The 23,987-nt window shown below is 59.1% G+C and carries 26 protein-coding genes and 1 pseudogene; 9 read left to right on the top strand and 18 right to left on the bottom strand.

Annotated features, from left to right (window positions below; genetic code table 11):
- The first annotated feature begins 138 nt into the window (after positions 1-138).
- The 3 genes from EN990_RS25410 to EN990_RS25400 all read left to right on the top strand — a co-directional run bounded on the left by EN990_RS25410 (position 139) and on the right by EN990_RS25400 (position 1,720).
- Positions 139-453 carry a YMGG-like glycine zipper-containing protein gene (locus EN990_RS25410; protein ID WP_127368942.1) on the top strand — a complete coding sequence of 105 codons (315 nt, stop codon included), beginning with the start codon at positions 139-141 and terminating at the stop codon, positions 451-453.
- 175 nt (positions 454-628) lie between these two features.
- Positions 629-1,243, top strand: coding sequence for a methyltransferase domain-containing protein (locus EN990_RS25405; protein WP_127388416.1), 615 nt, complete (start codon positions 629-631; stop codon positions 1,241-1,243).
- 105 nt (positions 1,244-1,348) lie between these two features.
- Positions 1,349-1,720: a nuclear transport factor 2 family protein gene (locus tag EN990_RS25400; protein ID WP_127368944.1), complete on the top strand. Its 372-nt coding sequence runs from the start codon at positions 1,349-1,351 to the stop codon at positions 1,718-1,720.
- A gap of 245 nt (positions 1,721-1,965) precedes the next feature.
- On the opposite strand, the gene EN990_RS25390 is transcribed toward EN990_RS25400, so the two are convergent.
- From EN990_RS25390 to EN990_RS25370, 4 genes are all read right to left on the bottom strand, one after another.
- Complete coding sequence (locus tag EN990_RS25390) at positions 1,966-2,277, bottom strand: hypothetical protein (RefSeq protein WP_127368951.1); 312 nt, start codon at positions 2,275-2,277, stop codon at positions 1,966-1,968.
- A 222-nt stretch (positions 2,278-2,499) separates the two neighbouring features.
- Complete coding sequence (locus EN990_RS25385; protein ID WP_127296082.1) at positions 2,500-2,709, bottom strand: hypothetical protein; 210 nt, start codon at positions 2,707-2,709, stop codon at positions 2,500-2,502.
- A 970-nt stretch (positions 2,710-3,679) separates the two neighbouring features.
- Positions 3,680-3,943, bottom strand: a complete 264-nt coding sequence (locus EN990_RS25380; RefSeq protein WP_127368945.1) for a hypothetical protein — start codon at positions 3,941-3,943, stop codon at positions 3,680-3,682.
- A 373-nt stretch (positions 3,944-4,316) separates the two neighbouring features.
- Positions 4,317-4,622 carry a hypothetical protein gene (locus EN990_RS25370; protein WP_127296085.1) on the bottom strand — a complete coding sequence of 102 codons (306 nt, stop codon included), beginning with the start codon at positions 4,620-4,622 and terminating at the stop codon, positions 4,317-4,319.
- A gap of 187 nt (positions 4,623-4,809) precedes the next feature.
- On the opposite strand from EN990_RS25370, the gene EN990_RS25365 reads away from it, so the two are divergent.
- Positions 4,810-5,241, top strand: a complete 432-nt coding sequence (locus EN990_RS25365; protein ID WP_127368947.1) for a hypothetical protein — start codon at positions 4,810-4,812, stop codon at positions 5,239-5,241.
- Positions 5,242-5,489: 248 nt separating this feature from the next.
- On the opposite strand, the gene EN990_RS25360 is transcribed toward EN990_RS25365, so the two are convergent.
- From EN990_RS25360 to EN990_RS35575, 4 genes are all read right to left on the bottom strand, one after another.
- Entirely contained in the window at positions 5,490-5,987 is a 498-nt protein-coding gene (locus EN990_RS25360; RefSeq protein ID WP_127368948.1) for a metallophosphoesterase family protein, read from the bottom strand.
- Positions 5,988-6,426: 439 nt separating this feature from the next.
- Positions 6,427-6,774: a hypothetical protein gene (locus EN990_RS25350; protein ID WP_127385332.1), complete on the bottom strand. Its 348-nt coding sequence runs from the start codon at positions 6,772-6,774 to the stop codon at positions 6,427-6,429.
- A gap of 545 nt (positions 6,775-7,319) precedes the next feature.
- On the bottom strand, positions 7,320-8,231 hold the full coding sequence (locus tag EN990_RS35580; RefSeq protein ID WP_164766154.1) for a GMC family oxidoreductase: 912 nt from the start codon (positions 8,229-8,231) through the stop codon (positions 7,320-7,322).
- A 34-nt stretch (positions 8,232-8,265) separates the two neighbouring features.
- A complete protein-coding gene (locus EN990_RS35575; protein ID WP_164766153.1) occupies positions 8,266-8,955 on the bottom strand; it encodes an FAD-dependent oxidoreductase in 690 nt (229 codons plus the stop codon).
- A 561-nt stretch (positions 8,956-9,516) separates the two neighbouring features.
- Here EN990_RS35575 and EN990_RS25340 point away from each other — a divergent pair.
- From EN990_RS25340 to EN990_RS25335, 3 genes are all read left to right on the top strand, one after another.
- Positions 9,517-9,825, top strand: a complete 309-nt coding sequence (locus EN990_RS25340) for a hypothetical protein (RefSeq protein WP_027161855.1) — start codon at positions 9,517-9,519, stop codon at positions 9,823-9,825.
- Between the two features lie 18 nt (positions 9,826-9,843).
- Complete coding sequence (locus EN990_RS35570; RefSeq protein WP_156949289.1) at positions 9,844-9,996, top strand: hypothetical protein; 153 nt, start codon at positions 9,844-9,846, stop codon at positions 9,994-9,996.
- Between the two features lie 367 nt (positions 9,997-10,363).
- Positions 10,364-11,263 carry an SIR2 family protein gene (locus EN990_RS25335; RefSeq protein WP_013525092.1) on the top strand — a complete coding sequence of 300 codons (900 nt, stop codon included), beginning with the start codon at positions 10,364-10,366 and terminating at the stop codon, positions 11,261-11,263.
- A gap of 836 nt (positions 11,264-12,099) precedes the next feature.
- Here the strand turns inward: EN990_RS25335 and EN990_RS35565 are convergent.
- The 5 genes from EN990_RS35565 to EN990_RS25300 form a co-directional block, all read right to left on the bottom strand.
- Complete coding sequence (locus EN990_RS35565; RefSeq protein WP_164754015.1) at positions 12,100-12,435, bottom strand: hypothetical protein; 336 nt, start codon at positions 12,433-12,435, stop codon at positions 12,100-12,102.
- A 540-nt stretch (positions 12,436-12,975) separates the two neighbouring features.
- The gene (locus EN990_RS25320) at positions 12,976-13,254 is read right to left on the bottom strand and encodes a hypothetical protein (RefSeq protein ID WP_027161857.1); all 279 of its coding nucleotides are present in this window, start codon (positions 13,252-13,254) and stop codon (positions 12,976-12,978) included.
- A 314-nt stretch (positions 13,255-13,568) separates the two neighbouring features.
- Positions 13,569-13,820, bottom strand: a complete 252-nt coding sequence (locus tag EN990_RS35560) for a hypothetical protein (RefSeq protein ID WP_164753952.1) — start codon at positions 13,818-13,820, stop codon at positions 13,569-13,571.
- A 239-nt stretch (positions 13,821-14,059) separates the two neighbouring features.
- Positions 14,060-14,353: a helix-turn-helix transcriptional regulator gene (locus EN990_RS25310; protein ID WP_127369011.1), complete on the bottom strand. Its 294-nt coding sequence runs from the start codon at positions 14,351-14,353 to the stop codon at positions 14,060-14,062.
- Positions 14,354-15,342: 989 nt separating this feature from the next.
- Positions 15,343-16,260 (bottom strand): NAD(P)/FAD-dependent oxidoreductase, encoded by a 918-nt coding sequence (locus EN990_RS25300; protein ID WP_127369010.1) that lies wholly within the window; start codon positions 16,258-16,260, stop codon positions 15,343-15,345.
- Positions 16,261-17,415: 1,155 nt separating this feature from the next.
- Between EN990_RS25300 and EN990_RS25290 the strand changes: the two genes are divergently transcribed.
- A complete protein-coding gene (locus EN990_RS25290) occupies positions 17,416-19,188 on the top strand; it encodes an SLC13 family permease (RefSeq protein ID WP_024504640.1) in 1,773 nt (590 codons plus the stop codon).
- 500 nt (positions 19,189-19,688) lie between these two features.
- Here the strand turns inward: EN990_RS25290 and EN990_RS25285 are convergent, their stop codons facing one another.
- The 3 genes from EN990_RS25285 to EN990_RS25275 all read right to left on the bottom strand — a co-directional run bounded on the left by EN990_RS25285 (position 19,689) and on the right by EN990_RS25275 (position 22,226).
- Entirely contained in the window at positions 19,689-20,285 is a 597-nt protein-coding gene (locus EN990_RS25285; protein ID WP_013525101.1) for a hypothetical protein, read from the bottom strand.
- Positions 20,286-20,307: 22 nt separating this feature from the next.
- Entirely contained in the window at positions 20,308-21,051 is a 744-nt protein-coding gene (locus tag EN990_RS25280; RefSeq protein ID WP_127369009.1) for a DUF4142 domain-containing protein, read from the bottom strand.
- 797 nt (positions 21,052-21,848) lie between these two features.
- Entirely contained in the window at positions 21,849-22,226 is a 378-nt protein-coding gene (locus EN990_RS25275; protein ID WP_063170791.1) for a low affinity iron permease family protein, read from the bottom strand.
- Positions 22,227-22,702: 476 nt separating this feature from the next.
- On the opposite strand from EN990_RS25275, the gene EN990_RS25265 reads away from it, so the two are divergent.
- Positions 22,703-23,002 (top strand): DUF1236 domain-containing protein, encoded by a 300-nt coding sequence (locus EN990_RS25265; RefSeq protein ID WP_013525105.1) that lies wholly within the window; start codon positions 22,703-22,705, stop codon positions 23,000-23,002.
- A 116-nt stretch (positions 23,003-23,118) separates the two neighbouring features.
- Here the strand turns inward: EN990_RS25265 and EN990_RS25260 are convergent, their stop codons facing one another.
- The gene (locus EN990_RS25260; RefSeq protein ID WP_245441379.1) at positions 23,119-23,454 is read right to left on the bottom strand and encodes a metalloregulator ArsR/SmtB family transcription factor; all 336 of its coding nucleotides are present in this window, start codon (positions 23,452-23,454) and stop codon (positions 23,119-23,121) included.
- Between the two features lie 400 nt (positions 23,455-23,854).
- Positions 23,855-23,987 (bottom strand): annotated as a pseudogene (locus tag EN990_RS25255) (amino acid synthesis family protein); the annotation flags it as partial.

Genomic DNA, 23,987 nt, shown 5'->3' with positions numbered 1-23,987 from the left:
GCGGAAAATAGCAGGCAGACTCCTATCAATACCCGAGAAACCATGTCTTTTATCGTGAGGGCTCGTGCCCCCGTTCCGCCGCATTGCGGCCGCACGGGACGAGCCATAGGGATTTCAGGCATTCAAGGGAGACGTCAGATGAATTTTCGCAAAGCCATAGCCACCGTGCTGATGACCGCAGCACTGGCGGGGTGCGCGCAGACCGAAGGCCAGCAGCGGGCCGGAACTGGCGCTCTGATCGGCGGCGCCGGCGGCGCCCTGGTCGGTCAGGCCATCGGCGGCAACACCGAAAGCACGCTCATCGGCGCTGCCGGCGGCGCCCTGCTCGGCGCCGTCGTCGGCTCGGCCACTACGCCGCAACGGCGCGGCGAACAAATGTGCCGCTACCAGGACCGCCGCGGCCGCATCTACACGGCGCCGTGCGACGACAGGTACTATAACGGCGATTATTAAGCAGAGGGTAGTCTGCCCATCCGTTGTCTGAGTGGGAAATGGGAACGGTTCCGTTGTAGGAATAGCCCTGGTCGTACATTTTTTCTGATCGCGCCGCCGGCGGCGGCGCTGCGTTGTCATCTTTTGCCCATAACATAGTGCTACCAGCAAGGACGGCGGGGTTCTGGAGGTCGTTATGACTGATAGCCTTGCCGGCACCCTGAAGAGTCGTGGCAAACAGGCAGCCAAGCGGCTGCTTGGCTACGATTCCCGCAACTGGCTGCGCATCCGCCAGATCGAGGCATTCACGCTCTTTCTCGAAGCCGGCAACCGCAAGGCTGCCGACGTGATCGAGATCTCGCCCGGCTGGAACCGCACCTGGCGGGCGATGTGCCCCAATTACCGCTCGGTCGATTTCCCCGCCTTCGACATCTGCAGGGACCGCACCGACGAGCAATATTCCATCGTCATCGCCGACCAGGTGCTGGAGCATGTGCGCCGGCCGCAGGCGGCGGTGGAAAACATCTACGCCATGACCCGACCGGGCGGTTGGGCGATGGTGGCGACACCCTTCCTGTTTCGCGTCCACGCTAGGCCGCACGACTACAACCGGTGGACGCCCGCCGGCCTCAAGCAGCTGATGGTCGAGGGCGGCTTCGCGGAAGTCAACGTCAAGGTCCACGGCTGGGGCAACAAGGCCTGCGCGAGGGCCCATATCGGCGGCCCGGTCCGCGCCTATGGCCTGTGGCGGGATCTCCGTAATGATGAGGAATACCCGCTGATGGTCTGGGCGTTCGCTAAGAAGGGGTGAGTGGCGGAAGCCGCGCTCCATCCCGGTCATAGCCAGGGTGTCTGGCTGGACACTTGACCGGATCTGCCGCCAGTGACCTACTTCGAAATTCGAGGAGCCTCGCGAATGGACATTCGAGCCACATTGACGGAGCTGTGCGAGGCCTTCAACGCGCACGACCTCGGTCGCATTATGGCGTTCTTTGCCGACGACTGCGTTCTGGAGATGCCAAGGGGCGTCGAGCCTTGGGGAACGCGCTTCGAGGGCAAGCGCAGCGTGCGAGACGCGCTTGCGACACGCTTTGAGGGTTTGCCCGATGTGCATTACGGCAATGGGCAGCACTTTGCGGACGAGGCTGCCAACACGGGCATGTCGAAATGGACCCTCACCGGCACCACCCGCGAGGGCGTCAAAAAGGAAGTTCAAGGTTGCGACTTTTACACATTTCGCGACGGAAAGGTGATCCGCAAGGATTCATATTGGAAGATCGTGGAGTAGGGGTTGCCAATTCCTGTCTGATCTTTTCGTCGTCCCGCATCCACCGCCATATTCACCCACCAAGGGTTAGCCTCGCGCGACCACGCAATGACGCCAGCATGCTTGTCCGCCAGTGTCTTGGCAGTGCGCATCGCTCTGTCCACTCGGCAGCTCTGCCCGGCCCGACGATGGGTTGGAGGTCGCCGGTCTCATTGTCGAAGGCCGTGGTTGCGATCAGCCTGGGTGGCTTTGGGTTGGGAGAGCAATTATTTGACATGCAGGGTGTCTTTCACCAACAGCCGGTTAAAGTTGGGTGGCGCAGGGGGAAGAATCTCTGTCATCTCGAACAGAGGCACAGGGACTTCCCGCTCCGGTGCTTTCTGCTTGGCCTTCAGGTCCGTGATCTCCTCGTCCCGCCTCGCAATCCGGCTTTCCAGATTGGCAATTCGCTCCGCAAGGAAATAGCGCCCAACGGCAAAGCCGCCGCCGCCGAACAATACGGCAGACGTAGCAAAAGCCAGCGGGTTAGTCGCCACCAGCGCAGAGTTGCTTTGAATGAAAACGATAAGGTCATGCATGGCCAAAGAGCACTCCTGTCACGCCGGGAACAATTCACACTGCCGGTTGTCGCGCAAGGGATCGTAATACCAAGTCGCATCCGGCCAGCTTATGGGCAATTTCGTCCTCCGGCCTTGCCCTGCCGTGCGGAGCGCCGCGAGTGCGTCAGGACTCGTTCCATTCATCCGCGCTATCGTCGTCATCGTAGGGCGGGACGGGATCAGTTCGCAATGTCCACGCAGTCATCCCACGACGGGGGGCGTATCGTCATAGCCAATGGAGACTATCCCCGGATGCCTGTGGGCTATAGCGAGTATCTGAGTCTCTAGCTCGCAGTTGTAGGTCATCAGCGCCTTCACGGTCTCAAGTGGGCTGTCGTAGCGGGCGATAAGCTTCACGGCTTCAGAGTGCAGCTCGGCTTTGGCCTCGGCGTCCAGGTACATCGTTCCCATCTCGGTTCTCCTTGCGTGTCGTAGGCGTGATGTAGTGAGCGCCATTGAGCAGCATTATCCCTTTGAGCGCCTTTATGTGGACTGCGATGATCAGCATAAGTCTGGCGGGCGGCCTCTCCGGCATGCGCAGTGAACAAAAAGGGAACATATATGTCAAGCACGAATCCATTCCTGTCTTGACGTTGCCCGCGAGAAGTCGGTCAGAGTATGCTGCAGCCACCCTCAACGGGCACACGGCTTCGCTCGGTCCTTAACCCGCACTGGTTGAGCACTGAAGCGTACGTGCCCGCTCATCGTGCCTTGTTCCATCATCACGAACGAGCCTCGCAAGCCGGATCAGATCGATTGTGCCGCCAGTAAGGCTCGCGGCCTTGCATTGACGGTGCTCAGCGCATTCAGGAGCAATCCTGAATCGTCGCTTCAAGGCTGGTCGCCACGTATGCACCGTTGTCCTTGCGTCCTTCACCGCGACTTCGTTGAAGGGCTGAGCCCAGAATGTTGCGCATTGCGCTGGTCGTGCAGTGCCTGGAGGTACGCGTGCTTGTCGCGCAGCACCGGGTAATTCCAATGTCCTGCTCACCTCGGGTCAGAGGAGGATCCGTTGGTGGTGGTGGATAGCTGCCGGCGATTTCCGACAACAGCATGCCCGCCGCGCTGTGGCGCACCTCGTGAATAGCCGACCGAGAAGCGATTCACGGCGAGCGAAAGCATCGAACGCCGAGAGCGTGCACACGGGGCATCCGCATGGCCACCGAAAGGTGGCATATGCGTGAAGTGGGGACGACCAGGGCCGGTCTCCACGGGCGAAGAGCGTACGCTGTCGAAACGTGGCAGGGTTCTGAGCGGCCCCTTGCAACCCCTATGCAAGCGTGGCTGAGCGCGCGCGAGAGCCCGCCCATCGGGCGCGTGATGCGCGACCTCGCTAGTCGGCCCTCATAGCTGCGGAAGCGCTTGCGCCATTCCTCGCAGCTCAGAGCCCGAGGGTCTGACCCGTTTCCATCCGAAGGAAACCTGCCGGCGAATTCCGCAACACCGAGTCTTGGAACGCCTCGACGGCAGAGCCGTGGGTGATATCGACCAGCACGGCCGCTGCGGCTTCAACCTTATCGGCCGCTTCGTCTACCTTGTCGAAACGCATCAGCATTCGATCGTGTAGCATCGACAACCGCGTCGCGTGATAAAGCACGCTGCGCTTGTGATAGTCCGAGTCCAGCGGCTCAAACAATATTGTCATGACGACAAATCCTCCGTTTCATTGCGATAGGAGGTCATTTGATGACGCCCCGTAACGATGCTGGTTTGGCGCTCCCGGCCTCCATAACGCAGTGTCGGGCTGCCCGAATCCTGCAGCACAAGGCAATATTGACTGCGACGCCATTTTCCCGGTCCGTTTCCTCCTTCGCGCGCGACAGCGATTTCTCGGCTCGTTTGACGCGTAACCTTGCACGTCCAAGTTCGAAATCAAGACTTTCAGCCATTGTTGCGCTTCCAATTCGGTTGCGGTCCCTTCGACCGATAAAGTACGTCTGTTCTGTTTGGTTCCGGCCAACAAGAGCAATCGCGACCCGGCTCCCAGTTTTTAACAGGAGCCAGGCAAACGACTTATCTTAGTCGTCGTTGTCCTCGATGATCACGTGGCGCCGGTGATGGCGGCGTTCGATCGAGCCCGTGGTGACGACCACGTGATCGCGGCGATGGTGCTTGCGATGCCAATGGCGCTGGCCGTTGTCGTAAAAGGCTTCCGTGCCGTGACGGCGATGGTGAAGGCGAGCTCCATCCTCGTTGATGACGGCAATGCGGTTGTTATGGTGACGGTGATGCTTGTTCGTGGTGATGACGATTGAGTCCGCCGAAGCCACGGCAGGGGCGGCCAGGCAAAGGGCCAGCGCGCCCAGAATCAGGGTGGTTCTCATTTTCAACTCTCCAAGGAATTAAGATGCCCTTCGGTCAATAAACATCGTTTGCGCGCTTTGGTTCCTGAAGGTCAGCACGCAGTCATCGCGATCCATTCTCGGGTAAGGCCGCCTTATCAGCTCTTGTCAGCGCCTCGGTGCGCGATAATTTTTGTGGGGAAGGGACTTCAATCAAAAGGAGCCGACGATGGAACACCAAACTCTAAGCCAACTGCAGACAATTGCAGAAGTAGAACCCCTGTCGACATACCCGATCATGACCCGCCAACAGCGCATCGAGCGCTGGGCTGAGTTGCTGGAACAACATCCCGAGCGACGCCTGAGAGCGCTTACCGGCACTGAGTATCTGAAGCGGGAAGCTCGCGACGCAGCGCGCGGCGAGGGCTCGCCGATTACAGTGGCTTTCGAGGACCCGCTACTGCGTGCGTTGGGCCTGAAGGATGACACCTATGGGGAAGCAAAACGCTTCTTCGAACTGTCTGACGGGGAATTGCATGGCATCGTCTGCAGTTGCCATGTCGGAACCATGTTCAGAGGGCAGTGGGCTGCCGCTAGAGTCCGTCGGTCAATCGGAGGGAACAGGTTTCTTAAGTGGGTTAGAGAGAGAATGTGGCACTGAGGTCGCCAAGGACGGCGATTGAAGCTCGTTCCGAGATGAACGACTGGCGCGCCAGCGCTCCGCCGTGGTGACGACGGGGCCGACGCCTGTCCCAAGGTAGTGACGGCTGTGCAGACGGGTGGCGCGCTCCTCGGTCCCGCTTTACTGCAGTCCAGGCAAGGCTGCATACGCCTGGGGCGGGATTCTGGATTCTTCTTTGCGGCTAGCATCACCACGTGACGACGTCGATCGTTCGGCCATCTGCTGCGCTAACCTCGGCGGCGCCTGGCCTGAATGGCAGCAAAAGTCACTGGGCGAAAATCCCAGGCGTCGACCCCGACATCGTGCTGGCGCGTCATTGGCTTCAGCCGGCCATGAGAATGGCCGTGCAGGTTTATTGATTTCTTGCCGATCTGGTTCCAGGTGCGGAACGGGTAGTGGCAAAGAACCAGGAAACTGCCCTCGACAGTTAGCTCCTTGTAGTGTTGCACGCTAGCCCAAGCCGAAGCGCCGAGCGTTACCACGCCGTCGTTGTTGCCGATGATCAGGTGCTTGGTGCCGTGGAGACGGGACAGCAGCGAAGACACTGTCTCGGCAGATCCCTTGGCGAAGTCGCCGAGGTGCCAAACCTCGTCGCTTGGAGCAACAGTCTCGTTCCAAAGTTCAATCAGTGCTTGGTCATGCCCCGCCAATGAACTGAAGGGGCGGGGGGCAAGCCGCAGAATACGGGGATCGTTGAAATGCGTGTCGGAGGTGAAGAAGATCATGCGCCGCCGCTGGCTGAGACGAGCGATCGACGATCGCTTCTAAGTTCGGTTGCCGGAGCTCCTTTTGGGTCCATCATCGATCCTGATTTGGGCTTCCCTGAGCATCTTGAGTGCCTCCTCCTTGGTGAGGCCGCACTTGCGCGCAAAGTAGAGCGCTTCGATCGCCTGTTCACGATCCGCCGTGGCTTCTGAGGGCTGTTTGGGCTTCTTACCCATCGTTCCCAATCACTTTTTGATGCCACCGAACCATCACCGTGGCGGGTTGTTCCCCCTCGGATCTGCTAATCTGCTGAGCGCCGCCGCCTGATGTCGTTCCTGGGTTTGTATAAATTCCATGCCGGCGTGGGGAGGGATCGGCGGTGCGTTTTTTGGGTGAGCCAGTCTGAGGCGCTTCTAAGGGCCACGCCACCGAGCCGGCGGGCGAAGCATTGTCGTTGGTTCAAAGATCCGTTCTGGTCCGCCCTCGCTCAAAAACCGGAACGTCTTCATCATCTCCTTCGCTTAATCCCGTGGGGATGTCTTCCGCGAAGCTGCGGGTCATCTCTTCGGTGTCGCTCAACCCGTCGACCGTTTCATTTGCGCCGGCTCCCTCGTCGTGACGGCCCGTGATCTCGCTTCGAGGCTGCGCGCCGATCGGCTGTTCGATGTCGTGGGACCCCAAAACGCCCGGTCCCGCACCGTGTCTATCCTCGTGGCCGGCGATGCTCTCGAGTACGGCAGCATCCTCCTCGGGGATGGGTTTGTCATTGGCAAAGTCGCTCTTTTGCTTCCGGGTTGTTATCGGCATGTTGTGAACTCCTACGCAGTGAATCGCACAACGTACGACTACGGCCGAAGTTGCGAGGCGGCCGCTTTGATTTTAAGGAACCCCGACTTCGGGCAAGCGGTCGCAAAAATGGAGACAGCGGCGCACGTGCTGAAATGGAACAATCAAGCGCGCAAGTTGGCACGATGGCGGGATTTTGAACGAAGCACTCCTCTCCTCGCTATCGACTCCAGTCGGGTAAGGCCTGCTCCGAGCCACGGTTCTTGCACGGCGTCCGAACGAACTGCGCTCGGATGCTTTACAGCCGCCAACAGGCTGCGCGGTCGCGTCGTTTTTCGCCGCTTAATGGCACAGCGATGGCGAAGGTGGCGGACGAGCCTTAAGCACCAGCTTACGAGTATGCGTGCCTCGCTGGCGAGCTTGCCCACATTCGAACTAGAGACGCTGCCGCGATACGTGCGGGCAGCAGATAGCCTGACACACAGGAAGCGGCCTCCGAATGTGATGAAGCAGCCCACGTTAGGCGCGAGTTGGGCGCAGTCACTCAGCAGCTGCCGGTGTGATCATCACCGGCGAAGCCTGTCCGCGAGACGGAGCCCAAGGGCCAAGATCGTCAAGGTGGGATTCGCCTGGCTGGATGTTGCCAGAACCGAGCCGCCCGCGATGTGCAGGTTCATCAGTCCATGAACTCGGCATTCAGCGTCAACAACCCCATCGGTCGGGCTCGCAGACATTCGCGTGGTACCGAGGTGATGACCGTCCATGGCGCCTGATTTGTCTGCCATTTCGATCACATGGCCAGGTTCAAATCCTGAAATGGTAGCTCCGATCTTCTCCAGCTTCCAACCGAGCAGTCGATAGGCGCGCGCGATGCTTTGGAGATCGTTGCTCGTGGTTTTCCAATCGACGCGCAGCTTCGGCATACCCAATCGGTCGCGTTCGCTCACCAACGTCAGTCTGCTTGCGGGGTTCGGCTCCTGTTCCGAATGAAACTCAAGATTGACCACATTGGCGCGCGGCCCCAATACGATGGAGGGCAGCTTTCGCCGTGCGAAAGTTCTGTTCGCCATCCAGCGCAAACCGAAGCGCCCGAGGCGCACTGGCGAGGATACGACGTTCTGAACGTGCGCGAGCTTTTCGTCCAGCGTCATTGAATGTTGCAGCCGACCTCTGAGGTGTTTCGGGAGAAATGTCCTTTTCACGAGATACATCGCCGAGAGGATCGGGTCGTTGTGGCTGGGATCGGCTGGATCTGGGAGATGGGTGCGGAAGATCTGGTTGAGCAAGCAATGCTCCCGCTGCGCTCGCTCCGTGAGCGACAGCCGCCTTCGGCAGTAGATGCCGGCCGCGTCCCGCTCGTAGCCAAAAGCAACCGCCTGCTGGGCGTTCGGCAACTTTAGTGCTCCGACTGTGCCTCCCAGATGGGCCATATAGAAACGACCGAGCTGATCTCGGGCGTTGCCGATACCAGCTGGCATCACATCATTCGAGGCAAGTAGCAATCGGGTGGTCTCAAAGCGCGCCGGCGGCTACAATGTAATGGCAAGCCGTGACCTCACGCTTTGTGCCCTTCAAGTCAACACAGTCGATGTGGTGGACGCAACGCCCGTTCGGCGCCAGGCGAATTCCCGTCGCCGCAGCGTTTAACCAGATGTGGATATGACGCGAAGTCCGCAGCAACCCGGAAAGCCGTTTCCACACGTTGGTTGGTCGACTAAACCGCTCCAGGCGGGTCCTGAACAAATCGCCGTCGACGCCCTCGAATAGTTCAACGCGAGAACCAGGCAACGCGCTTGTTGGATCGTAGTCGTAAGACCCGACCTCGATCACCTCGTGCGCCCGACGGTAGTAGGGCAGCAGGGTTTCATAGGTGATCGGCCAGCCCGAATTGCACACCCATTCCCGCTTCTGGAAGTCGATGCCATCGAACGGCACGCAGCGGCCACCCCATGCTCGGCTCGATCCTCCCAGCGCTCGTATCCGGAAATTCTGGACAGGCGGGTGGACGAGGGGATCTGCGACAATGCCGTGGTAGAGCTCCTGCGATCTCTTGGTCTGCCACCTGCCGCCCGCTTCCAGAACGCAGACGCGTAGCTTTGCATTTTCGAGCGCCGCGGCAATGGCCAGGCCGACAGTGCCACCTCCGACAATGCAGATGTCGTAGGCAAGTCCGTCGCCCGCTGCGGTGAATTGAGCGATCAACGTTCACTCCGGATTTGTTCGATCCCCGAAGGCACGCTCCCACCCTTCGCGCCCGGCTTGGGCGAAGCAGGTAGCGCGCGAGGAGCAGTTGGCAACCACCCGATTGATCGCATTTGAAGCGCCGGCCCAAAAGAGGTGGCTTTGGTGGCGAGGTCCGTGACGACTTCAAGGGGCCCGAACCGGAAGAGTTTTTGTTGCGACCACCCTCAAAGGGCATGGTTATGGTGAACGCACTTCTCAGCCTGAGTTCGGTGGTGGTATTCCGGTTCCATTCGCGAGATTTCCCGCCCATGGCTCGCCGACAGACACGCTGTTGGCTCCGGCTGAAGCCTTGCCTCTGCTTGCGAGGTTGCCATGGCGATCCGGAACCTCGAGGCATGTGGAGAGTTGTCCAGCAGCCCAGCGGAGATCCAAGCCATGGCGCTACCAGATGCCAGTTCCGGCGCGGCCGCGCAGCCGAAACGCTCTAGCAAGCCGGCAATCCCATCGCCGCACGCCACAAGGCTTCCGGAGCAGGATTATCGATAGACGGGCGCCCAACGATATGAAGGACAATGGCCCATGAACGTCGCCAACCTGCAATTGGAAGGTTTGCTTATGGCGGTCGCTGCCGTCAATAACGCCTTGGTCCGGAGGGGCCTTCTTTCGGTTGATGATATCGATATGGCTTTGAAAACCGCGGAGGCCTCGTTCACGGCTGATGAGCGCCTCTTCGAGGACATGTCGCCCGCCAACCGGGACGCAGTCTGTTTTCCTTTGCGGCTTTTGCGGTTGGCTAACACCAAACAGTTCGAAGCGGGTGTGCCACCGTTTGCCGAGCTGGCCAGGCAAGTCGGGATAACCAAGCAGCCCTACAACGATCAGATGTGAAGGGAGGAAGACAGGCAGGTGCAGGAAATCGTCGTGGTCAACAAGGTGGTCGAATTCCGGGGAGAGGCGGTGACCGCATACCGTGACGGTCACGCACACTGCAATGCCACCGCTTTCGGCGAGGCGGGCCGCGACCCTGGACGCGAGACCATTCCCGCATTGAACCCGTAGCTCTGGCGAAGGCACCACATGGAATATTTTCGAGCACAAGGAACATGTCAGCCCACGGGTGTTTAGGCCGCAATGACAATCATCGCCGTCACGACAATGAACTACCCTCTCGCCGTCTTCCCTGGCCCGAAGCGACGCAGGCTCTCAGCAATTGCGCGACTGGAACGAAGCCGCGGCAAGTGGCTGGCGGAGAACCGGACCCACATGACCGGTAAGCAGAAACAGGAGCCGGTCGCGAGCAGCGAACCACAATGCGGCTGCCATGAGCCGTGCGGTTCCAGATGGTTGGCTGCATTCCAAGATCGACAACCGAAACAACAAGCGCCTTTAGGGTCTGCCTGCGCGCGTGGCCTCGAAAGCCTTGGCCATGAACGATGACCCTGTAGATTCGCTCGCCAACGCAATTCACCACCGCAGCGCAATTCTGTTTGTTGGGGCCGGGGTGTCGATCAGTGTTGGACTCCCTTCTTGGGAGAAGCTTATAGAGCGAATGGCAAAGGAGCTCGGTGTCGACGACGAATTTTCCATGCGACGCGATCGTTTTCAAACCCTGGCCGAGTACTATCGGATCAAGCATGGCAGCATCGGGCCACTTCGCAGTTGGATGGACCGAAATTGGTCTGTCCCCAAGGACCGGATCGAGAAATCCGAGTTGCATCGTCTCATCGTGAAGCTCGATTTCCCTGTCATATACACAACCAATTATGACCGTAACCTGGAACTGGCTTATGAAATATACGGTCGGGACTACGTGAAAGTGGCCAATGCACGCGATGTAGCGCAGGCCCGCCAAGGCGTTACCCACATCGTCAAATTCCATGGTGATTTCGACGAGGATTCTTCCCTCGTCCTCACCGAAACGGACTACCTTGATCGTCTCTCCTTCAATTCTCCGCTGGACGTGCGTTTTCGCTCGGATGCACTCGGCAGCACGATCCTCTTCATTGGCTATAGCCTTTCCGACCCAAACATTCGGTTGTTGCTGCACCGTCTCTGGCAGACGTGGCATCGGTCCGGCTATGAGAAAGATCGCCCGCCGTCGTTCATCTTCATGACCAGCCGAAACCCTGTGGAGGAGGCCGTGCTTGGACGTTGGGGCATTTCGGTCGTCGTCGGCGAAATCGACGAGCCGCAAGCTGCTTTGGTGGACTTCCTCAGCCGGCTGGCGGAGATGGTTGGGGACGGAGCCGAGCCTGGAGAGACGACCCATGAGGGAACCGTCGTCAGACAAAGAGCGATTGAAACAGTCAGATCAAGGGGCAGCTAGGCGGGCTCTCAAGGAACGCCGTACGGCAGAGAACGTCGTTCCAGAGGCGACCATAGCCAGTTTGTGTGGCCAGTTTGAAAATCGCATCCCATAGAGCATGCGATCTCCCATGTGAGCTTTCAACTATTCTGGCGGACGCGCTGGAACATTCTCGCATCAACGAGCTTCGAAGGGGGCACTGTTCCCGTTCAGTGTGTTTTCCCCCTGTGAGACTGCCCGCCGCCGAAAGGTGGCGGGCTTTTTTGTTGGGATGCAACCTTGGACATTATAGCGACTTTGGCCGGACACGCGCAGCGTCGCTTCCCATCATCGGTGCCTGAAGTTGGCGACAGTTTCGAAGTCCTCCCGATGCGATCGCAATTTTTGGGATAGATGTTCGTGTGGTGCCTGTCGGCGACCTGGACGCTGCCTTACCAGAACCGGCCTCCTCCGGTCCGAACCACGGCGCTGGAACCTGATGAAAAGATCGATGTTCGGTATGCAGCTTGCCCTGCACAGCCAAGCGGTCTGGTGCGCCCCGTCGCCGCCTGGTCCGTTCAGCGGCGGGCCTTTGTGTGGTGATGACGCCACCGGCATTATTTGGCCAAGCTGGGAACCTGTGTCGCGAATCAAAGTTTGGGTGGCAGCTTGGCTTACAACGCCGGGCCAAGTGGTCTCAAAGCAAGACCCGCCATTGCTGATCAATGACGGGTCTTCGCTGTGCATCAATCGATGGACCGAACATCCCGAAGCTCAGCGCCGCGCCCCGTCCTTCGCACAGAGCGTTGGCGTCACACGCCTGTCATGGGACGAGCTTATTCGCTGAAGAACCGGCCTGCGGCCAGCGACCTGCGTTTTTAGGATGGCTCGACGCCGAGGTCGGTCCGCTCCTGCCTACCTGGCTGCCGTTGCCGGTCGGAGGGCGGGAGAGGAATGACCTCCTGCTCACTGCGCCCGGCAGCTTCGCCGAGTTTGTATGCCGCATATAAGGCGCCGATTCTGACTAACCAACGGATCATCGCAATCTCCTTTGGCGCCCAGAACACAGCGGCTTTCGATATGTTCCACATGCTGGAAGCGCCACCCTCCGCATCGTGCAGGATGGCGAGTGCTACAGACCATCGCGGCATGCCGACGTTTGGCATGTCTATCGGTGTCGATGCTCTCATCAACGCCTCGGCTATCTTTATCATTGCATCTCGGCCATCGTAACTGTGCGCTGCGGCAAGGTGCTTTGCAGCGGATGAAGGCCGCTCGTTCATGTGGCGGCCGCTACGGGACGCCGTCCTAAACGTGAAGCCAGGCCCAAACGAACCTCTTCGGTTTTATGAACGAAATTCCGCGCGTCAACGAGATGGTCAGAAAACGAGTAATCGAACCAAGCATCAGTCGGACGTGCTGGCAGGCGAACACTCTTCCGCTGCCTCGTCGGTTACCCTTCCCGTCCCGGTGGAGCGTCACTGGCCTTGTCGTTGCCTTGTAAGCTGGGGCACTCGCGCGGCCTCGTTGTCCCTCGCTGCGAGACTGTCGTCAGACGCTTGGTATATCTGTCGAACAATTCCACCTTTTCTGGATAGGTAAGGCGGTGTAAACGCTGGCAACCTTCGCACCGATAGTGGGCGGCAGCGATGAACCAACGCCCCGGTTTGATGAAAGCCGTTCCGCATGCCGGACATTCGAGCGTCATCTCAATCGAAGACAGTGTCTGGGGGAGCGGCATCAGGTCCCGTGGCTCAAACTGCCGCCGCCAGAAGCAGCGTTATACCCACGACCGTCGACCCACAGATCGTCGCTAGAAGCACAATCGGCCGCGGATACTCGGTGGGTGCTGCGAGGCTGGTGAGGTCGGAACCTCGAAATCTCACGGCGCTGGGCGACTGGACGTGGGCAGCGGTAGACTTGTCATTGCACGCTAGCACAGAAAGACGCTGGGCGATATCGGCGGCGATGAGAGGATCGTCCGCCACCAACTTCGACCAGTCCGAAACAGTGCCGATTTCGTGATGCAACATCGTTCCCTCCCAGGTGATCGCACAACTGCGAGATCTGACCTTTGTTCCTTTAATTTTTGCGAGGGGGGGAAGTCGCGCCCGCTGCCTCGATGGACGGCGGATCACATGCGACTGATCGCTATTTCCGGGGCTCCGGGAACTTGATTATCGTCGCGCTGTCTTCCGGCTCCAGCGGCTCGTGGCCAGGCCGTTCGTGCCACATGACTTGCCGCAAATCGGTCTGATCGACTTTCTGGCCGCAAGATGGACACGCGTAGAAGCGGTCCTTTTCGCGAATGCAATTACCCCCGTTGCGAGGGATGCGAGGTCCAAGGTCAGACAGTTTTGTCATGGCGACGAAAATCACCGCCGGAGGAAAAAGTTCCCGCCATTTCAGCAAAAACCAACGGAACACTCTTTGGCGCCCGAGGTTCGATGAGCTGAAAGCATCGTGACTGCATGGACGCTTCCGCCAGCCCATCGACAGCCTCTATGGCACGATGCACGATGCCATCTCCACTACGATCCTGGTTTGACCGGATGATGCTCGCGGCCGCAGGTTCCTCGACGATTGGATCGCGAGCCATCTGCCGTTTCCAGAACCGGCTCCCCCCATGGCTGCCAGCGACCTTGCGGACCAGCCGCCGGTGATGCCGGTACCAAGCCTGACGAGGTCAATGAAGAAGTCAGGAGCGTATCGGAAGTAATGTTCAAACGATGCATACAGCAACGACGCCTCACCGGCTTGACCGGTTTCTTGGCTCGCGCCTTTAGGTGGGCTGTGGGTCAAGTGGATTGCTAATACGAGGCTCAAGGACCTTTATCGTTATGCTTGTCTCTGCCGGCTGCGCCACATTCTATTGGTGGTGGAGAGACTGCTATGCCCTTCAGGGCGGGCTAGCGATGGAGCGCCTTCGAAGGTGAAAGCAATTCCCGCGTTCTCAAACGCCTGACGCATGGCCGCGATCTTGTGGGGACGCGGATTTCGAATACCGTTCTCAAAATCTCTGATCGTCATTTCGCTAACGCTCGCTTTTGCGGCAAGCCGTACTCGCGGCCAGTTCAGCAGGGCGCGTGCTGCTCTCGATTGAGCTGGTGAAAGTTGGGTTCGGCTGTCCATAGGATTTGAACATTCGATACGTCTAAAATGTTCCTTCGATCTATCGACGATCGAAAGATCGAGCAATTCCCGCGCGGGGGACGGTCGTCACGAGCGATGTCTCAGCGATGCATGCGTCAGGCAATAGGCCGGCACTGGGACGAGGGGGGCAAGCAGTGGGCGCCTGAAGCGAGCGCTGAGGGTTGGCCGGCGTCCGCCCGCTATCGCAACCAACCCTGTTGCGGCTCGTTGACCTATGCTGGTTGGTCCCAGCACACTCCAGAACCTGCCCGCCACCACTTCGCGGTGGCCGGCTTTTTGTTAATCAGCGGAACCTGATATGCCACGGCAGGTTGGAAGAGCGGCAGCGTCCCCCGCTGCCGGTCGAGGTCCCCAAGCCTCGCCCGGGTCCGCCTCTACCCGCAAGTGGGGGCGGACCCACTAAATATGTTGCGGATCCAGGCAACCTGGTTTGTTGCTGATGACGGGCCTTCGCGCTGGCGCTGCTACACACCTCATTGCAAGCACTCTACCGTGTCTGGGCCCGACCAAAGCCCGACATGGAATCGCAAAGGTCTGACCTATGAAACAAGGAAGCCTTTTCCACATTTGGAATGTGACCGTCGATCATCGTCCCTTCATCGTCGGTTGGTTGTTTACCCGCCACGGCTCGCTTGGCGTGGCGGGTACTCATTCATGGAGAGTGTATGCAGCCTGGTGAGATCATCGCGAACGTGTTTGCAGCGGGGTTGGTCAGTGTCCTGGTAGCAGTCGTTTTTCTGATTTTCGGGAACCCGCTCTGGCCTGAACGACACGTCCGGATGGTCATCATCCCGCCTGTCCATCGAATGACAACCACCGCTATCAAAAATGCCTGGCCAGACCTGCCGGACAAAATTGATTTGAACGTTTCGCGCCCGAGGCCGGCCACCGGTGAGCGGATCTGAAGCGTCCTTCGAAGCGCACTGACCTGGAGCGTTATGGCGCGCGCCCTGTGCTAGGGTGGCCGGTCAGCTTTCCGGTCTAGACTGAAGTGCATTGTGGATATGTGTTGCTGCGGTGGCGGCATGGCCAAACGCAACGGCAATTTGATTGAGACCCTCAGCCACGTCTCCAATGGCATAGAGACCCGCAGTCGACGTTTCGAGGTGTCGGCTGACCAGAACATATCCTTGCGCGTCACACTCTGCACCGAGTGCGGCGGCAAGTTCAGAGCGCACATCAGACCCCATTGCGGGGTACACCACATCCAATTCCCGCATTGGCGCACCGTCGGCCATGACAACGCCGAACCCGGTTGCTCGAGCAACAAGATCCTCGACGGTGTCCCAGATTTCGATGGCGCCTGCCGAGGCCATGCCGCGGGCGGCATCGGAAATATCCTCCGGATAGTTGGCGAGCAAGGTAACCTGACCGCTGTACTCCTTCAAAAACAGGGCTTCCTTGAGCGCCAGATGCTCTGGGCCGACGACGCCAATGCGCTTGCCCACGGCCTCATAGGCGTCGCAGACCGGACACAGTCGGACAGTGCCGGCCGCGACGGCCTCCTCCAGCCCTTCTATTGCCGGGGCCTTGTCCACGATCCCGGTTGCAAGAACCACGCGCTTTGCTCGGATGGTCCCGAAGGTGGTCGTCAGCACAAAGGTCCCGTCGCGCTTCTTGGCGCCCGCTACACGACCGTCCACTACGCCTGCACCGTATCTCTGTGCCTGGGCTTTGAGACGGCCGAGCAACTCTGACCCGCCTACGCCGTCCGGGAAGCCAGGACAGTTATGCGATTTTGGAATGAGCTTGGCTCGTGCGTCGCCGGCGTCTACCACGATCACCGAATGCAGGAATCTGGCCAGATACATGCCTGCCGCAAGTCCTGCGGGGCCGCCGCCGACTATAGCCACGTCGAATTCATGACCGGGGGAAGAAATTGGCATTTCGCCCAACATTGCAAACAGGATCTTGTTCCCTGCTTTGGCAGAGGGGATGAGCGACGGTCAGGCCTCCAAACGTTTACGCGGCAACTCGTCGAGGTCCCTTTCACCGGGCGATGGCGCGCGCCTCGATCTGATTTGCGCAATCTTCGCCATCAAGCGATTCCAGCTCCTGCAAATCAGGCTTCAATTCGAGGTGCCCGAAATGCCGACATGGCATTTCACCGGCCAACTTGCCTTAAACCTGCGACCGTGCGCATTTCCCAAGCCCACGCGATTCGAATCGGATCGACCTGCCGGGAAAACCCACCTGATAGCCCCGTCCTTCCGATCCGGAGGGGCGCAATGCTGATCGTCTGAAGGGCCGCTCAAATTTACTGACCCAGTCGAGGTGCAGACTATCATAGTTGATTGTTGCTGCCGGTGACCTCGCGTAATCAAAGGCTCACGAGGCTTTCCAACAGAGGACGGTATGTTGTATCCAGGTCGATTTTTGGAACCGAGCGATATTGTGATGCTTGCCCGTGTTTGTGCGACGGTCTGCGAACAGCGCGGCGTACCTGTTGCTTCGCGGGCCGGAGAACGGACAGCTGCGCACGTACTCAGGCTGTTTCTGAACGGCTTGACTGGGGAGAATGAGCTGATCGATGCTGAGAAGAACTGGGCTCGCGGGAGTGATCTGGCTTTCGAGGGGGCTCCTGTCAGCTACGAAAACAAAAGAGAGGCCGCGTGATTCAAGCTTCCTGAGAATCGAATGTAGCGAAGAAAACTGCTCGCACACGGGTCAGGCACCAGAGGCACCCTCCCTGCATATCGGGGGTGTTGCTGTGGCACTTCAGGTGAGAAAAAGATCTCCGCACGCCGCCCGATCCGTGGTGTCCGGGCGATTTTCCAGGTGGACTCGACATGAGGCAAGCGCATGCTTTTTGATCTCGGCTCGGGCCTTCCTGGTTTGGGGCTGAAGCGTCGGATTGGTCGGGGCACATCGATGTCTGTCAAAGTCCGAAGACCGCTTCGTAAAATCCGTTTCTAAACGCTGCCGATCCGCTCCTGGCCAAACGCCGCCGGACCGCTTTGGCGCAGCAATGAGCGAAGCAACAAAAGGGGCGGTTTGGCCGTTCTCATTAGTCGCACTGGCGGGCCGGGGCATTCGAAGACATGACTACGCCGCAAATTTTGTCATTTGCCGTAACCTTCGTGATGATGGCAGCGTTCGTGTGGGGTCGCTATCGATATGATCTGGTCGCGGCTGTGGCACTGTTGCTTGCTGTCGCGGTTGGCATTGTGCCTTTTGACGAAGCCTTCAGCGGGTTCAGCGACGATATCGTGATTATTGTCGGCAGTGCTCTGCTGGTGAGCGCAGGGATAGCACGCTCGGGTATCATGGAGGCAGCGATCAAGCGCTTTGCTCCGAAATTATCGGGAGTTCGGTCGCAACTGGCGCTGCTGGTGATCGTGGTCACGATCCTCTCTGCCTTTGTAAAGAATATCGGGGCGCTCGCTATCATGATTCCGATCGCCTTCCAGTTCGCGCGCCGGTCTAACATTTCACCCTCGATATTCTTGATGCCCATGGCATTCGGGTCACTGCTCGGCGGACTAATGACGCAGGTGGGAACATCACCCAACATCGTAGTGTCCCGAGTGCGAGAGGAGCTGATCGGAACCGCCTTCACAATGTTCGACTTCACACCTGTTGGAGCTGCCATAGCCGCTGCCGGAACGATCTTCCTGCTGTTTTTCTATTGGTTGTTGCCGGTGCGCGAAAAGCATGGCGGGTCACTGAATGAAGCCCTCGACATCAAGAATTACCTTACAGAGGCTCGAATTGTCGCCGACTCCACGGTGCTCGGGAAAACCGTCGCAGACCTCATGAAGCTCGCCGGGGGCGATGCAATCGTGACGTCGATCCTGCGCAATCGCACGATGCGGATGACGCCACTGCCCGACGTGGTCCTCAAGGTGGATGACATCCTGTTGCTCGAGGGCGACCCAGAAGCGCTGGATCGCCTTGTCTCCCAGGGCAGGCTCAGCGTGACCGGGGATAGGGGCGGTGGTGACGACACCACCAACGAGATGGTCGCTATCGAAGCCGTAATCGGTGAAAGCTCCTCTTTGATCGGCTGGACCGCCCAGCGCCTTGCCCTTTACGATCGCTTCAACGTCAACCTCCTGGCCGTCAGCCGTCGTGGGGAGCGCCTCGACCGCAGGCTGGCCGCAGTCGAGCTGAGGCTCGGGGACGTTGTCGTCTTGCGGGGCAGTGCAGCGAGGATGCCCGAGATACTTCGTGAACTCGGCTGCTTACCGCTGGCAGAAAGGGCTATCCTTCTTGGTAGCGTCCGCAAGGGTATCGTGCCGGTAGTGGTCCTTGCTCTCGCCATGGTGGCGACGGCGTTTGGGCTGCTGCCAGTGTCCGTCGCTTTTTTCGCGGCCGCGGTCGCGATTGTGCTTTTCAAGGTCATTCCGCTCCGCGATGTTTACCAATCGCTCGATGGGCCTATCCTCGTCATGCTCGCCGTTCTCATTCCAGTGAGCGATTCACTACGCAGTACAGGAGCTACGGGAGTAGTTGCCGGCGAGCTTGCTAGACTGGGGACCCTCCTTCCGGCGTCCGGCGCACTGACGCTCATCCTTGTCGCCGCCATGGCCGTTACGCCATTCCTCAACAATGCCGCCACCGTCCTTGTCATGGCGCCTATCGCCGCCGAATTTGCTAGTGATCTGGGCTACAGGCCCGAACCGTTTTTGATGGCTGTCGCCATTGGCGCCGGCTGTGATTTTCTCACCCCGATCGGACACCAGTGCAACACGCTTGTCATGGGGCCGGGTGGCTACCGCTTCAGCGACTATCCGCGTCTGGGACTTCCCCTGTCTTTCCTCGTAGTCATTGTTGCTGTGCCGATGCTTATGATCGTCTGGCCAATGAACTGACATCCGATATTCGGATGCCTTCTTGGAAATCCCACACGACACCACAATCGTGAATGAGGTCGCCGCGCAAGCCTGACGCGGGCTGGCCAACCTGCGGTCAGTGTCGCCAGCAGTTCCCCTCTCGTCCCGCCCGCGGCAACAGAAACTGTGTTCCGGCCGCTCTATCGGGGCAAAGGGAAAGCCAGCAAACAAACCTTAGGCCATGGACTATACACCGCAGCGAGATTGTCAGGGGCTTGGCGGAGTATTGACGTCGTTTCTCACCTAGGAAAAGCCGGTTCACCTTCGTAATGACGACAGGCCGATAACTCTTTCTTCGAGAATACGAGGCCCTTTCGGGCTGCGATCAGCATCACAAGTCGTGTGTTGCTCAGCGGCAGGGCCCTGGTGAACTGCAAGTCGTCGCGACGACCATTCGACCTTGGTGCTACCTGAGATACCAGCGTTGCACATCGCGCAGGAAGGACGAGGGCGGCTGTTAGCCGCCCATTCATTTCATCTCACACGTTGCGACGACCTCTGGCGCTTTCCAGGTCATCACCTGTGTAGACTTCATCCGTTGGATCGAAGCCGGTCCAACCGCCTGCTTCGTATTCGGTTCGCCGATGGGCTATGTCGACGGAATTATATTGCTTCAGTATCTGTTCCGCGTCGGGGACAAGGTCGTCTTCGACCCTGGCTATAACCATTGTTCCCCCGCGCCGAACGCCTTCGGCATAAACATGTGCGTCGCTTTCCGGCACACCGGACTCTGTCATCGCGCCGATGATGCCGCCCGCTGCGCCACCGACCACGGCACCGCCGACAGCGCCGACCGCAGTCGCTGCCAGCCAGCCCGCGGCAACCACGGGGCCGAGACCAGGTATGGCCATCAGGCCAAGGCCGGTGAGCAGGCCGCCGGCCCCGCCGACAACGGCGCCGACACCAGCCCCTGCTGCCGCATCCTCGCCAGCCTCCGACGCTTCGCCCGTAAGCCGGCCGCCCGAATTACCCGCCACGATGCTAATATCGTCGTGCGGAACGCCCGTGGCTTCAAGCTCGCCCACAGCGTCGCTTGCTTGATCGTAATTGTCGAAGAGGCCTGTTACGGTTTTCATCTGATTTGTCCTTGGTTGGTGATCAATTCTTGCCGGCAACGACGTTGCCTTGAAAGTCGAGGGCGATGGGTGCTGCTTTGCCGTCCTTGCTCGCCGTTCCACGCCAGATGCCCTTGTCATCCTTCGTCAGGGCGGAGACGTCCGAGTAGCCCGCCTTTTCGATGGCGCTCTTGGCCTGGTCCTCGGTGAAGCTGTTGGCGCCAGGCACCGGTGCCACAGAATTTGTGGCGGCCGCATCGGACGCGGCTGGCGCGGAACTGTCGGGGGCAGGAGCGGCAGCCGCGACCTTGCCAACCATCTCCTGATGCATCTTGAGTGTCGGCAACGTCTCGCTTGCAAACGACTTGAGAGCGGAATTGTCGCCGTCCTTGGCGTAGCTTTCAAACATGCTTACAGCATCGGCATGCGCCCTCTTCTGCATGTCGGCATAGGTTGCATCGACTGGCGCCGCGGCTGACTGCAACTTGTCGACGTCGCTCTTGTGGGCAGAGTCGAGGTCGGCGGGCACCTGCAATTTTTGTTCGCCGGCAATACTCTCGAGTTTGGCGTTCGCAGCACCGTGGTCGGAGATCATCTTCTGAGCGAAATCCTTAAGGGTCGGATCCTGGAGCTTGCTTTGAGCGACCTTGCTGGACTGCACTTCGAACATCCCGCCGATCGCGGCCTTCGTGACGAAGTCCTGGGCCGTCTCTGCTGACAAGGCAGGCAGTACAGCGGTCATTGCGGTCGCGATCGACAGCGATGCCATGCGTAGTTTGGTTCTCATGCTTAGGTTCCTTGGTTGAGGAGGACGATGAACTCCAATCTCCCGGCGCCATCTTTGTTCCGAGCCTTGGTAAATGTCGGATATTTTCGGGGCGCCATTCCCGCCGTCACGAGCTGGGCGGAGTGACACCGATCCCAGATTGTCCAGGAACCCCAGACCGATCGAAGAGTTGCCATTGCTCGCAGAGGGGACCTGATGGCGGGAAAATCCAACGGTGAGTTCGGTTTGCTTGCCGGCAAAGAGCCTGAAGCAGACGGGACGGCCGACCAGAAGATCACCACACGACGGAAAGACGTCGGTAGCGCCACAGATTGCGCTTACCCAGGCATCCCGGCGGCGTCAGCCGGTCGACATGCGTGACCTTCGCCAAGTAAATTGCCGGGCAAGGCTCGTTTCTGAGGGTTAGCTTATGAAAGCCCGCCGCCCCATTTGCGAAGCGGCGGGCTTCATCCGCCCCAACTTGTCAAAGCTGATGCCAAACCTTTTTGGCTCTTTATAGGACAATGGCCCCTCCGACAGCGATCAAACAGACATCCGAAATGCCAGCAGCAGGGCGCATAAGGACGAGACGAGGGCAGCGGTGGCAAAAAACACGCCCTGCCAATCTGGCGGTGGCTCGGATATCAACTTGTCGGGGGGCGGCTGATTGTCATTCATGAAAGCAATTTGCGACGCCAAGTGTAGTTCCCCCTGATCCTTCAGGTTGTCGGCGGAAATGCTCGTCGCCTACCGAAGACCAAAAAAACTCAAAATCGCCAAGACGACGACCACCGCACCAACGAGCCAAATGAGATTGTTCATGATCTCTCTCCTGTTGCTTTCGAAAGTTCGCGCCTGGCAGCCCCGACTGTTCGGGACGCTTCTTCTTCGAGTTTTACAAGCTTCTCCCTGATCTCGTCCGGCTCGGCATGCTCCAATCCGACAACGTCGTTCCTGGTTTCGTTCAGTGAAACGATGATCTCGTCGAGTTTTGCGTGAATGGCGGCGGTATCGCGATAGCCTTGTAAAAGGACAACACCGGTGATCACGATGGCGGCAACCGACAGGGCATAGGTGACCGCATTTGTCAGTCCAAAAGGCACCAGGGCGGTGCACAAAACCATTGCCACGAGCATGACATAGAAGCCTGGCGGCCGAGATAGGAAGTCGGAGGCTGCGAAAAGGAACCGATTCATATGCTGGCCAAGGTCATCAAGGCGACCAGTGCGGTAATCGCCACACAAACAGGCACCGCCGCCAGCAGGCCTGCCTCTAAGATCCGACTCTCCTTGTCGCGCAACATCAGGTCACCTACTGCAGGTTAAAGATACAGGCGTTCGGCGTCGGAAGGGACGTTGCTGCGCCGATCCACCACATGCCAGCTTAGAACGAGTGCCATCACGAGAAAGGGAACAGCCGCGAATAACCAGCGTGCTTGGTCCACACTTTATCCATCTGCATTCTTCCAAATTCGAGAGACAACAGCCGCGGAAGCCAAGCGTTCCAGCCGCTGCCGCTGACAGGACCAATGCGGTTTCCAGAACCAGACTTAGGTCCCAAGGGGACTAGACCTAAGTACCTAGGGCGGAACGTTTAGGGCGGCTCCATGTTCAACTTGCCGGGCGGCGCGGGACGATGATCGTGTTGCGCCCGTCCCTACAGGAGTGCAGATATGAACATGCTTCTAAAGAACACCGCAGCAGCGATGTTGCTATTGGCTGGGATCGGCTCAGCCGCCGCGGACGACATCATCATCCAGCCGGAACAGGACACCGTCATCCGCGAATATGTGAAGAAGCAGCCCCTGGCGTCGGTCAAGCTCCCCGGCGTGGAACTGAATGTCGGGACAGCCCTGCCGGAAACGGTTGAGATCCATGAGGTCCCCAACGTCAAATATCGCTACGTTGTGGTCGACAACCGCACGGTGCTGGTGGACCCGGGCACCCGAAAAATCATCAAGGTTTACGACTGAACGAACCATCCAACCCCGCCGCCATCGCCTGGCGGCGGGGTCGAAGCTTACAAATCTCCACAATCCGGTGACGAGCCTTGAAGTCGCGACATCGCAACCTTCCAAAGGTCCGGGCTTTATGGATGATGGTCGCGGCCAGGCAGAGTTTTCCGCTCAACAAGCCAGTCCAGGAGCTCAAGGACTTTCAGGGCAAGATCTGTGCACGAGTAATACGCTTTATGGCGCTCCTGCCTCCGGGTGACCAGACCAGATTCTCGCATCATGCCGAGATGCTGGGAGAGTGCTGAGTTGCTAAGCCCCAGTCGCGGCGCCAGATCAGAAACGGATATTTCTCCGTCAGCAAGAATCATTAGAGCGAGAAGGCGCTTTTCATTAGCCATGGCAGCGAGCAGCTCGGCGGATGGCGCATGAATGCTGGGCTTTTCGGGATTCATGATGTTGCCCTCGCTCACGCGTCTTGCGCCGGCCGAAATGTAAAGAAGCGGCCTCCCTTCACGGCAGCGGCGGGCGCCCCAGTAAGGATGTGCCGGGATCGTCGCGTGCCCCGGCGCGCCAGATCTATTAGCGTGGTGTATGTTCCATCAGAAGGGCGTCGCTGTCTCACGGCCAGCCTCGGCGGCTAAGCGCCTTAGCGCCTTAGCTCCTGGATCGGCCTTTCTTCGAAGCCTGGGGACCCTTGGCTTCGGCAGCAAGGCGTTGTTCTCGAAGTCGCGCAGTTTTCAAATAACGCGCCTCTCTCTCGGCCGCGTTAGCAACTTTTGCCTCGCGGTCTGCGCGCTCCAATCGGTCTTTGTCGACGCTTCGCTGGGACACTTTTGCCTCCTACCAGAAGACCGTTGAATTTACTGTTCGCTAAATTGTTCCCGTCAATCGGCGACTGCCTTCCTGACGCATGCCGACCCAGCCGCCGTCCGCAGCACCGATGGCCACGACGATCTCGTCGGCAGCCGGGCCGTCTGCGATCTGAAAATTGGCGGTGATGAAG

Origin of the sequence: Mesorhizobium sp. M7A.F.Ca.US.005.03.1.1 (assembly GCF_003997975.1) — a bacterium.
GTDB classification, from domain to species: domain Bacteria; phylum Pseudomonadota; class Alphaproteobacteria; order Rhizobiales; family Rhizobiaceae; genus Mesorhizobium; species Mesorhizobium ciceri.
This window is presented reverse-complemented; position numbering and strand designations above follow the sequence as displayed.

Bases quoted from the DNA above. Each gene is read 5' to 3' on its own strand.
- EN990_RS25410 (WP_127368942.1), top strand. From the start codon at position 139: ATGAATTTTCGCAAAGCCATAGCCACCGTGCTGATGACCGCAGCACTG.
- EN990_RS25405 (WP_127388416.1), top strand. From the start codon at position 629: ATGACTGATAGCCTTGCCGGCACCCTGAAGAGTCGTGGCAAACAGGCA.
- EN990_RS25400 (WP_127368944.1), top strand. From the start codon at position 1,349: ATGGACATTCGAGCCACATTGACGGAGCTGTGCGAGGCCTTCAACGCG.
- EN990_RS25390 (WP_127368951.1), bottom strand. From the start codon at position 2,277: ATGCATGACCTTATCGTTTTCATTCAAAGCAACTCTGCGCTGGTGGCG.
- EN990_RS25385 (WP_127296082.1), bottom strand. From the start codon at position 2,709: ATGGGAACGATGTACCTGGACGCCGAGGCCAAAGCCGAGCTGCACTCT.
- EN990_RS25380 (WP_127368945.1), bottom strand. From the start codon at position 3,943: ATGACAATATTGTTTGAGCCGCTGGACTCGGACTATCACAAGCGCAGC.
- EN990_RS25370 (WP_127296085.1), bottom strand. From the start codon at position 4,622: ATGAGAACCACCCTGATTCTGGGCGCGCTGGCCCTTTGCCTGGCCGCC.
- EN990_RS25365 (WP_127368947.1), top strand. From the start codon at position 4,810: ATGGAACACCAAACTCTAAGCCAACTGCAGACAATTGCAGAAGTAGAA.
- EN990_RS25360 (WP_127368948.1), bottom strand. From the start codon at position 5,987: ATGATCTTCTTCACCTCCGACACGCATTTCAACGATCCCCGTATTCTG.
- EN990_RS25350 (WP_127385332.1), bottom strand. From the start codon at position 6,774: ATGCCGATAACAACCCGGAAGCAAAAGAGCGACTTTGCCAATGACAAA.
- EN990_RS35580 (WP_164766154.1), bottom strand. From the start codon at position 8,231: ATGCCAGCTGGTATCGGCAACGCCCGAGATCAGCTCGGTCGTTTCTAT.
- EN990_RS25340 (WP_027161855.1), top strand. From the start codon at position 9,517: ATGAACGTCGCCAACCTGCAATTGGAAGGTTTGCTTATGGCGGTCGCT.
- EN990_RS25335 (WP_013525092.1), top strand. From the start codon at position 10,364: ATGAACGATGACCCTGTAGATTCGCTCGCCAACGCAATTCACCACCGC.
- EN990_RS35565 (WP_164754015.1), bottom strand. From the start codon at position 12,435: ATGATAAAGATAGCCGAGGCGTTGATGAGAGCATCGACACCGATAGAC.
- EN990_RS25320 (WP_027161857.1), bottom strand. From the start codon at position 13,254: ATGTTGCATCACGAAATCGGCACTGTTTCGGACTGGTCGAAGTTGGTG.
- EN990_RS35560 (WP_164753952.1), bottom strand. From the start codon at position 13,820: ATGGCTCGCGATCCAATCGTCGAGGAACCTGCGGCCGCGAGCATCATC.
- EN990_RS25310 (WP_127369011.1), bottom strand. From the start codon at position 14,353: ATGGACAGCCGAACCCAACTTTCACCAGCTCAATCGAGAGCAGCACGC.
- EN990_RS25300 (WP_127369010.1), bottom strand. From the start codon at position 16,260: ATGCCAATTTCTTCCCCCGGTCATGAATTCGACGTGGCTATAGTCGGC.
- EN990_RS25290 (WP_024504640.1), top strand. From the start codon at position 17,416: ATGACTACGCCGCAAATTTTGTCATTTGCCGTAACCTTCGTGATGATG.
- EN990_RS25285 (WP_013525101.1), bottom strand. From the start codon at position 20,285: ATGAAAACCGTAACAGGCCTCTTCGACAATTACGATCAAGCAAGCGAC.
- EN990_RS25280 (WP_127369009.1), bottom strand. From the start codon at position 21,051: ATGAGAACCAAACTACGCATGGCATCGCTGTCGATCGCGACCGCAATG.
- EN990_RS25275 (WP_063170791.1), bottom strand. From the start codon at position 22,226: ATGAATCGGTTCCTTTTCGCAGCCTCCGACTTCCTATCTCGGCCGCCA.
- EN990_RS25265 (WP_013525105.1), top strand. From the start codon at position 22,703: ATGAACATGCTTCTAAAGAACACCGCAGCAGCGATGTTGCTATTGGCT.